The sequence below is a fragment of the uncultured Microscilla sp. genome (assembly GCF_947493425.1).
Taxonomy (GTDB): Bacteria; Bacteroidota; Bacteroidia; order Cytophagales; family Microscillaceae; genus Microscilla.
This window is the reverse complement of the sequence record NZ_CANLRP010000363.1, coordinates 1-2,167: the sequence shown is the minus strand read 5'-3', so window position 1 is coordinate 2,167 and position 2,167 is coordinate 1. Positions and strand designations below refer to the sequence as shown.

The window sequence follows — 2,167 nt, the reverse complement described above, 5'->3', positions numbered from 1 at the left end:
TTCCGATCAGCTCGTGGAGACACGAGCTGAGGCGATGACGGTACTTTTGAAAAAAAGCTGGGTAGAGTACCTTCTACCATTAACTATTTTGTTTTTCGCCTCGGTTTGTGTCTTCACAAATCGCCTCGTCGTAGCGCCTGTAAATAGTGTTTTTCAGAGTTCCGATCAGCTCGTGGAGACACGAGCTGAGGCGATGACGGTACTTTTGAAAAAAAGCTGGGTAGAGTACCTTCTACTATCAACTATTTTGTTTTGATTGGTTCATTGTTGGCGACTTTGTTAGGTGGCATCATGTTTATGGTAGGGCTTAGCCCAAGGTATAGGTTTAAAGATGATACTGAAGAGGAGTTGACTGATTGGGAAATAGAGAATGAAATGCACCAGGCGAATACTTTGAGCAAACGTAGCCCTCATAAGAGAACCCCCTTTTTTATGTCACGTAATGCTTTAGGCATGTTGGCGGTTTTTGTTTCTATTTTGGCGCTCATTGGGCTTATATTGGTAATAGATGACCTACCCCATATTAGAGTATCTATTTGGAGTTTTTTTGCTATAACCTTGTTACTAACAATAGTCCATAGTATTTAGTCCGTAGTCCATAGCTGATTCGAGTAAATGTTTACCTTATTAAGCCCTGTAAACCGAGCCTGTAGCTCTGCTACGGCGAGCTCAACGAAGTTAATCAGTAGTTTATACTAAAATTGTTTACCTACTTTATTTTTAAAAGGGTTTCAGCTTTAGGTCTACGCCGTACAATTAAATAGTTTTGCAAATCATAACCTACTGATAACCGAGCCTGTAGCTCTGCTACGGCGAGCTCAACGAAGTTAATCAATAGTCAACTTTGGCTAAAATCACTGCGGAGTATTGTACTAAGTAAAATGGAAAAAATAAAGTAATCCAAAAGAAGGCAGTATCTGTTTGTTGGACGATGAAAAAAATCTTTGCGTAGCCTTAGCTACGGAACTATTTTTTGAAGAAGTACAACGGTCAGAGACGAAATTCAGTGGATTAGGTTATTTTTGTAGTTTTACTAAGGAATTGTTCAAAAATAAATTTACACTCTGAGGGGTGATTTTTCGCCTTGATACTTCGTTATTTTTATTGCCCGTAGCGCTGTTCCGAATCAAGTTCGGAATTCAAGCTCTATGGGCGCAAAAAATAGCCTCGTCTCAAAACAAAACCTCTACCTCAAGAATGGTAATTTAATTTCTCACCATTCCTAAGGGATGATAAAAAAATTACTTTCCCAGGTTTGTTTTTTGGCACAGGTTTACCCTTGTACTTGATTAGCATCAGGTCTTTAGTGGCATTTATCCGTTCATTTCCCCGAAGGCAAGTTCGGCTCGCAGCTCCGAGCTTGCCCTCGGAGGATCACGGATTTTCTTTAGGCAAAAAAACGAACCAAAACCGATAGCTACAGCTACGCTGTGCTGAGCTCTGCCAAAGGCTAAAAGCCCACCGCTGTAGTCTGTTCTACCTAAGTTTAAATTGCAGATTCTCAACGAATTAAACTCGCTTCGCTCAAACAGTAATTCGTTGCCCTCCGGGACGAATCCGCAATTTAAACTCTTAACGGTAACAGACTAAGGCGGAATGCCAAGTTGACTTTAGTCCAGCTACTACCTATGCCAATTTTTTAAGTCTGAGAATTAATTATTTCTTTATCCCTAAGTATCGGCTTGTGGTATGTGGGTATATCAGGTCGTTTTTATTTTCGTGGTGATCCTTCCTTCATGAGTGATGGAATAAGAAAAGATTAAAATCATGCAAAACGGCACAAAAAATAAATCAAGATGACCAATGTAAAAATATTACATACTTTGGCTTTTTTTCCTTATCACCAGAAAATAACACTCATCAAGATCAAGATAATTTATGCCAACATCATAAGCTACACCCCAAGGCTGCAATAGATACAGTACACCAACGCCAAGTAGTAGCTTATAAGGTTAAGTCTGCCCAAAGCACTAGAAGCTTTCGAGAGCGTTCATTGAGCTGTGTCAGTTTATCTATTAATTAGGAGAGTGGGCAATAGTGCAGTCAGTAGGTTTTTAATAAAATAGCGTTTTATACCTGCCAGGTTTTCCAAAACCTCATACATTTGACAATGTTTTGTGAAGGCAAATAAAATTTGTTTTTTTATAAAAAGGAAGTAGCACACTGA

General features: G+C 39.2%; 2 protein-coding genes. Both read left to right on the top strand.

Going from position 1 to position 2,167, the window contains the following annotated elements; all coding sequences use genetic code 11:
* A partial coding sequence (locus Q0954_RS33725) for a hypothetical protein (RefSeq protein WP_299466419.1) occupies positions 1–256 on the top strand: 256 nt, incomplete at its 5' end.
* The gene (locus Q0954_RS33720; RefSeq protein WP_299466416.1) at positions 253–588 is read left to right on the top strand and encodes a hypothetical protein; all 336 of its coding nucleotides are present in this window, start codon (positions 253–255) and stop codon (positions 586–588) included. The genes Q0954_RS33725 and Q0954_RS33720, both read left to right, overlap by 4 nt.
* Positions 589–2,167: the final 1,579 nt, after the last annotated feature.